Below are 7,212 nucleotides of genomic sequence, written 5' to 3'. Positions count from 1 at the left end.
CGGCAAGCACTTTATCCCGTAAGTCATCACTATAGGCGGCTGGCATTGGGCGTAGGGGTACAGTGGAGACACGACTTTTCTATACTGTCCTAATAACACCTTTGGCTGCTATAGGCCCGCCAGCGCAGATAGAACCTGTCAATATGCAGGGCGATGTGTACAACCCTGCCGATCGCCTGCGGCGGTAGTAGATTCTGGAGGGAGGGAACCTGCTAGCCCGAGACGGTGTCTATCTAGCCTAACTTGGTCAGAGGGCATTGGCACCGATTCTTAGAGGCTATATCGCTTGTTTCTGGCCGTGCTAACCTGGCCGAGCAATCGCTGCGATGGCTAGTCGTGGTACAGCTTTCCCCTTTTCCTGGAGATGTCATTGTGATGAAACATCCGTCAGCCTTTGGGGTTGCCCTGTTGATTTTGGTGGCGGTTACCGCAGCGGTGGGGCCTTCCTCAGCTAACAGTAATCAGTCGTTTGGGGTCTCCTATCAGGCTCTCAGCGCTATCTTGTCTCGGGCCAGCGCGAAGGATGTTATGGATTCATACCAACGTCAAACCAATACTATCAGCCTAGATCGCGCCAATTTAGACGAACCCCATCTGCTCTCAGTCAGCGTACCGGGGGGTTCATCCCTCCAGGGCTACATTGAAATCGACGGTCACACTCGGGTGCCCCTAGGCACCAATTCAGAATTCATCGACGTTAGCCCCTATCTGAGCGAGTCGATTACCCGCGTCACCATTGTAGGCAGCTATTCGCCCGCCTCAGCTTCGGTAGCGATCGCCTTTAACGGCCCCAATACAGTCGTGCAGCAGCAGACTGGCGGCACGGGACGCATTAACTACCAGCTGAATTTGCTGGTGCAGTAGGTGGTTTTTTATTCCAGCGAGGCAATGGGATGCGATCGCGTTGCCAGGTAGGCTCGGTAGCCTTGTCGCGGGTTCCAAGTGATGGCTCCGTCGCGCTCGGTACAGAAAACCTGAATACCGCGATCGCGCAACAGCTGCTCGGTGGTCTCATCGATGCGGGGAGCAGAGGCGATCGCCACCTTTGGCCCAATCGCGGTAATCACCTCCTCCGCCAGCGCTTCTCCATGCCACCACAGCACCTCGCTTTGCAGCCCAGGGTGCGCCGCTACCCAGGGCATCTGCTGCTCGGGGGATAGCTCAGGCAACAGCAGCCAGTTTTGCCGGTGCAGCAAATCTAACCGTAGCCCTCGCGCCCCATCCTGTAGGTACTGCACTCGCTGGCGGTTCACCGGCTGCACTTGGCCTGCGGTCAGCGGGTGGAACTGTTTGACTGCCGGGGCCACCGCCAGGGCCGCGCTGGCCCCATAGAAATTGCGAATTGGAGTTTTGTCGGCAATGGTGAGCCAGTTATCGCGATCGCTGTCGTCACCGTGAATGGCGCTGGTGAGCTGGTTAATGCCCGCCTGCCGCAGAAAGGGCACCACGGTATAGAAGGCGGTGTCGTCGGTACCACTGTTGACTACTAAGGGCGATCGCCCATCCTGCACCACCATCACCGCATCGTTGCCCGCCGCCAACACCGTCACCTGAGACAGCGTTGCCCCTCGGTACAGCAGCGGGCCCAAGGCCACAACAACAATCAGCAGGGCGACCAGCCCTCGCCGCTGCACCGCACCCCAACCCCAGATCCAGAAAAGCCCGTAGAGGGCAAACATCTGCACCAGGGAAATGTGACCTGTCGCCAGGGCGCTGCCGGGTAGGCCCACCTCCCACCGCACTAGGGCAATCAGTAGCTGGGTTGGCAGCCACAGAGGCCAGGCTAGTAAACCCCCCAGCCAGGGCCAGGCCGCTGCGGCCAGCCCACTGGCCATACCGCCCAAACTGATTACCATCACCAGGGGCGTGGTCACGATATTCAACAGGATGCTGTAGGTGGTGAGAGTGTTGAAATAGAACAAGGCAAGGGGAACTGTCCATAGGTAAGCGGCCAGGGGCACCGCCGCTACCGCCGCCAGCGTGGTCGGCAGCCACTCCAGCTTTTCTGTGATTGGCGTCACCGCCACCATCAGGCCTAGGGTAGCCATTACGCTGAGGCGAAAGCCAATGTCGTCAATCCATGTCGGGTTCAACAGCAGCAGCAGGGTGACCGCCAGCAGCAAACAGCCCAGGGGTTTAATGCTGCGCTCTAGGGCGATACCTGCCAACACCCCAGCCCCCATGACCGCCGCCCGCATAACGCTGGGCTGAACACCGGTCAGCAGCACAAATACCACCAGCGCTGTTCCCCCGGCGATTACCTTGGTTGTCACCGGGTAGGGCAGCCGAGACGCGATCGCCCGATGACCCATGATCGCTAGCACCACCCCCAAGATCAGCGACACCTGAAACCCGCTGGCGGCCAGCGTGTGGGCCATACCCGCCTGCATAAACATATCTTGAATGTCGTAGGGCACATTCACCGCCTGGCGGCCCAGAGCCATGGCGCTAACCAGAGGCCCAGCCGGAATACCCAGCCGAGCCGATTGGGCGCGGGCGATCCGCAGCCGCAGCCGCCACAGTGCCCACCCGGGCGGCGACTGATCCTGGTCGGGCAGAATCCGATCGCCCGCAAACCCGGCAAAACAGCGCTGGCTAGCTAAATACTGACGAAAATTAAACGCATTGGGGTTTTTGGGCAGGGCCGGTTCGTAGAGTTTGCCCTGCACCTGCACCCGCTGTCCCGGAAAGAGGCCCTCACTTTGCTCAACTGACACAGTGACGTAGAGCCGACCACGAACAATCCCTCGGGGGCCTAGGGGATTGTTTTGAGCATCTAACCGGCGCACCTGGTCGGTGGTCAGCCAAAACTGCCCTCGACCACTGCGGGTCAGGCGGGGAAGCGTCTGCACCTCGCCCCATACAATCTGCTGCGCTCCAGCCGTCTCGCCTTGGCTCAGCAGGGCGCTGATATCGAGGGGGCCAGGGGCTGGGTAGCGCAGGCCGTAGTTGAGGGCAGCTAGGAGGGCGATCGCTCCAGCCCCCAGCCACAGCGCCGCCGTTGGCCCGCGTCGCCAGCGATGGGGCAGCATCAGCGCCGCCAACCCTGTCACCGCGATCGCTCCGATACCGGCAACAGCCACCCCAACCCAGAGATTCAACCCTAAATGACGTACCCAAAGACTGACCCAAAGCAACCCAACGCAGTATGCGCCAGCCCATAGCGATCCGGCAATTCCGTCCATAAAAATCTCTCTGCACCCTGCAGCCAGTTGTTACATTTAGAAAACCCGAACTCCAACCTTGACTCACAGCCCCACAGGCGTTGTCCAGTAGCTAGAACTGGTCATCGCTTTGGCCATGGGAAGCCCCATTGGTTGCTTTTCTCAGTTTTTAGTTGCCAATTTTTGAGAAATCAGTAGTATTAATCAGTGCTACATCCAGGGAGATGAGAACCATGACGCAATTGCCCTCTGGTCTATCCACCAGACCCGAGACTTTTGCCCCCGCCAGCGAGTCACACCTTCGCCTGCAGCGGGCGGTAGAAAGTCTCAACCTCAACCTGGATGACGAGCTGCACCGCTACCGACAAGCGCGATCGGGTCAGGCGACCCCTACCCCGGCTCGCCTACAGCTGCGAACTCACCGCAAGCCCATCGATTTAATCACTGTCAAATCTACAGCGGCAGCAGGTGCGGCAGCAGCGGCAGCTCCACCCCCCAACGCCCGCCTGGAAGAAATTTTGGGGCAGTCGTCAGCACCCAACGCGCAGACTTACCCGCCACAGGCCTCTGTCCACCAGGTGCGCATGAGCCACGGCGGCACCATAACCACCTATCGCCCGTCCCCAGAAGACTATCTAGAAAGTACTGAGGCGCTGTTGGGCAGCCTGCCCACCGCTGCCCCCCACGATCGCGAGCCAGACTACACGCCCTCTTTAAGACGACAGTTAACCACTCCCCTGGGGGTCGGTGCCCTACTGCTACTGCTGGTAACTAGCGCTGGCTTTGGCTACTTGGTCACGTCACCTGAGGCCATACAGCACCTGACCGACAACGCCATTACCCGCCGATTCAAGGGCGACCCCGCCCCAGTAGATAATGCCGACTCCGTAGCTCTCGATAGCCTGGGTAGTCAGGCCGAGTCAGGCTTCAAACCCCTCGGTCCCGATTTGTCAGAAAAAGAGTTTGCCTCCCTCGATCTGAACAACATCAGCACCCTACCCTCCGCCAATTCACCCAAATCGCCTGCTGCGTCCGCAGCTCTACCCCCAACCACTGCACCCGCAATGGTCGGGGGGCAGCCCTTGCCTACCAACGACCAGCGCCCTGGTGAACCCAGAACCACAGGCCCTCGCCCCGGCGTGCTTACCCCAGCGGGGGGCAGCGGTGGAGTACTGCGAGCCGAAATTGTGACCGCTCCTAGAGCAGCTGTTAGCCCTAGGCCTGCCGTGACCGCTGCTCCGGCGCGATCGGCCCCTGCTCCGACGCGATCGGCTCCTGCTCCTGTGGCTGCCTCTCCCGTTCGGGTAGCGCCCCCTGCCGCCCCTGCCCGGCCTCCTCAACCCCTAGCCGCAAACCGAGCCTCAGCAGCACCCCCGGCCCCGGTGGCCCCTCCTGCTGTAGCGCCTCCGGCCCCCATTACCCAAGCCCCACCCCAGGCGGCAGCTCCTAGCTACTACGTGGTGACTGACTACAACGGCACCCAGTCGCTAGAATCGGCCCGCAGCGCGGTGGGTGATGCCTATGTGCGCGATTTTTCTGGCGGCACCCGCATTCAGATGGGTGCGTTTTCTCAGCCGTCATCGGCCCAAAACCTGGTGAATGAGCTCGAGGGACAGGGGATTCCGGCGCAGGTGATTTCACCTTAGGAAGGTGAGGAGGTAAGGGAGATGGGGAGCTTAAATCTCTAAGATTTGGAGACGTTAGCTTATCGTTTTAACTTTCCTCACCTTCCCCACTTTCCTCATTTCGCCACCTCTCTACCCGCCTGTTATGCTGAAGCAAATCACCGTTGTGGGAGAGACTCGATGGGGTTCTTTGATCGGTTATGGCGACTTCTGCGGGGTAATCTAAGTAGCGCCGTCAACCAGGCCGAAGACCCCGAAAAGGTGCTGGAACAGGCAATGGCTGATATGCAGGCCAATCTGATTCAGCTGCGCCAGGCGGTGGCCCAGGCGATCGCCACCCAAAAGCGCACCGAGCGCCAGAGTTCCCAGGCCAAATCGACCGCCCAGGAGTGGTATAACCGCGCCGAACTTGCGATTCAAAAGGGCGAAGAAGACCTGGCTCGCCAGGCCCTCACCCGCCGCCAAACCTACCTGCAATCGGCCCAAGCCATGGATGCCCAGCTCGATCAGCAGCGCGATGTGGTCAACGGTCTCAAGAACAACATGCGGCGGCTAGAGGCCAAAATTTCTGACGCCCGCACCAAGAAAGACCTGTACATCGCTCGCGCCCGCTCGGCCGAGGCCTCCCAGCGCATTCAAGACATGCTGGGACAGACGGGCACGGGCGGCTCGATCGCCGCGTTTGAGCGCATGGAAGAGCGGGTGATGGAGCTAGAAGCAAAATCTGAAGCCCTCGAAGAACTCAGCGGCGATCCTCTAGAGCGCCAGTTCGCTGCCCTTGAAGGCGGGTCGACCACGGTGGATAACGAGCTAGCGGCGATGAAAAATCGTCTAGCAGGTCAGGGCGGCACCTCGGGGAGTTTGCCGCCAGCACCCTAGACGATGGTGTGTCAGATCGCAGGAATCGACCTGAACTAAGAAAAGGCCTCTGAATCTCTGCGAACTTTGCTTACCTAGCAAACGGTCAGAAATAGCGGCTGCCTAAATGTTTTTTGAAACACTGTTTGCGCTTTGGCCTATCCTTACAATGCGGTCAAAGCGCTCTTTGTATTTATGTCTACTACTACCGAATCATTTGTGTCCCAGGGCAAAGCTACTGAAGACTATCCGCTTAGCCCCGTACCTGAAGTGTCGCGGCGATCGCTGATTTCCCTGGCCCCGATTTTGGTAGGTTTTACGCTGTACTCGGGCACGCTGTTTGCCGGTGGGTTAATCGGCCCGTCGTTTCAGTTTTGGCCGAACTTGGTAGCGCTAATCGTCATTGGCAACCTAATTTTGGGGTTGTATGCGGCGCTGCTGGGCTACATTGCGGGCCAAACCGGTCTCTCGACGGTGCTGATGGCGCGGTTTAGCTTCGGTAATGTGGGCTCGCGCTGGGTTGATTTTATTCTGGGCTTTACGCAGATTGGCTGGTACGCCTGGGGCTCGGCGCTGATGGCGCAACTGCTCAACACCCTGGCCGGGGTGCCCGAGTCTTGGAACTGGCTGATTATCTTATTTTTCACCTACGCCTTTTGCTCGACCGCCTACTTTGGCTATCAGGCGATGGACTGGCTGAGTCGGGTGGCGGTGCCCGCCATGGTGCTGCTAATGCTGATGAGTTTAACGGTGGCCTCGCGCGATGTGGGCGGCTTTACCGGTTTGCAGCAGGCGGCGATCGCCGACCCCCTGCCCCTGGGCGCTGCCATTACCATCATTGTGGGCACCTTTGTCTCAGGCGGTACCCAGGCCACCAACTGGAGCCGGTTTGCCAAAAACGGCAAGATGGGCTTTATTGCCACGCTGATCGCCTTCTTTTTGGGCAACGGCTTTTTGATTTTTTCGGGGGCATTTTGCGCCAAGGTCTACGGCGAGCCCGACATTGTTAAGGTGATGGCTCAGCAGGGTCTAGTGGTCGGTGGGCTGATTCTGTTCTTTTTGAATATGTGGACGACCCAGGACAATACCATCTACGCCTTCTCCATCGCTGGGTCAAATATGTTTCGCTCTGGTCGCCGCACTCTGTTTGTGCTGGGAGGCGCGACCATTGCGCTGTTTATGGCCTGGGGCGGTATTTATGAAGGGTTGGTGCAGTACCTGATTTTGCTCGGTACATTTATTCCGCCCATTGGTGGCATTATCATGGCCGACTACTGGATCTATCGTCGGGGGCAGTTTCCTTCATTGGAAACTCCTCAGCCCGCTTTTAACTGGCCTGGAGTAATTGCCTACCTAGGGGCCTCAGCGAGCGCCTACCTCACCGGCCTGGCTGGCTGGGGCATTGTGCCCGTTAACGGCATTGTGTCGGCCCTGGTAATCTACGTGGTGCTAAGTCGGGTGCTGCCGTCGCGGTCGGTAGCATAATCAATTGTAGCTGAAGTGTCTACGGCCCTAGGGCTGTTCCTCTGGATAGAGATATTAGACATAGGTAAGTGACTATGCTG

Annotated in this window: 5 protein-coding genes; 4 read left to right on the top strand and 1 reads right to left on the bottom strand. The window is 59.0% G+C overall.

The window, feature by feature from the left end:
* Window positions 1–375: 375 nt before the first annotated feature.
* A complete protein-coding gene (locus H6F57_RS07970; protein ID WP_190625254.1) occupies window positions 376–864 on the top strand; it encodes a hypothetical protein in 489 nt (162 codons plus the stop codon).
* An 8-nt stretch (window positions 865–872) separates the two neighbouring features.
* Here the strand turns inward: H6F57_RS07970 and H6F57_RS07965 are convergent, their stop codons facing one another.
* Complete coding sequence (locus H6F57_RS07965; RefSeq protein WP_190794992.1) at window positions 873–3,185, bottom strand: ComEC/Rec2 family competence protein; 2,313 nt, start codon at window positions 3,183–3,185, stop codon at window positions 873–875.
* Window positions 3,186–3,397: 212 nt separating this feature from the next.
* Here H6F57_RS07965 and H6F57_RS07960 point away from each other — a divergent pair, with 212 nt between their 5' ends.
* From H6F57_RS07960 to codB, 3 genes are all read left to right on the top strand, one after another.
* Window positions 3,398–4,810, top strand: coding sequence for an SPOR domain-containing protein (locus H6F57_RS07960; RefSeq protein WP_190625252.1), 1,413 nt, complete (start codon window positions 3,398–3,400; stop codon window positions 4,808–4,810).
* Between the two features lie 159 nt (window positions 4,811–4,969).
* Entirely contained in the window at window positions 4,970–5,668 is a 699-nt protein-coding gene (locus H6F57_RS07955; RefSeq protein ID WP_190625251.1) for a PspA/IM30 family protein, read from the top strand.
* Between the two features lie 174 nt (window positions 5,669–5,842).
* Window positions 5,843–7,132: a cytosine permease gene (gene codB / locus H6F57_RS07950; protein WP_190625250.1), complete on the top strand. Its 1,290-nt coding sequence runs from the start codon at window positions 5,843–5,845 to the stop codon at window positions 7,130–7,132.
* Window positions 7,133–7,212: the final 80 nt, after the last annotated feature.

The organism is Leptolyngbya sp. FACHB-60, assembly GCF_014695775.1.
Lineage (GTDB): Bacteria > Cyanobacteriota > Cyanobacteriia > Phormidesmidales > Phormidesmidaceae > Nodosilinea.
The sequence above is the reverse complement of the archived record's forward strand: the minus strand, read 5'-3'. Positions and strand labels throughout refer to the sequence as shown.

What these genes read in the sequence shown, in the direction of transcription:
- H6F57_RS07970 (WP_190625254.1), top strand. Translation starts at nt 376, where the DNA reads ATGAAACATCCGTCAGCCTTTGGGGTTGCCCTGTTGATTTTGGTGGCG.
- H6F57_RS07965 (WP_190794992.1), bottom strand. Translation starts at nt 3,185, where the DNA reads ATGGACGGAATTGCCGGATCGCTATGGGCTGGCGCATACTGCGTTGGG.
- H6F57_RS07960 (WP_190625252.1), top strand. Translation starts at nt 3,398, where the DNA reads ATGACGCAATTGCCCTCTGGTCTATCCACCAGACCCGAGACTTTTGCC.
- H6F57_RS07955 (WP_190625251.1), top strand. Translation starts at nt 4,970, where the DNA reads ATGGGGTTCTTTGATCGGTTATGGCGACTTCTGCGGGGTAATCTAAGT.
- codB (WP_190625250.1), top strand. Translation starts at nt 5,843, where the DNA reads ATGTCTACTACTACCGAATCATTTGTGTCCCAGGGCAAAGCTACTGAA.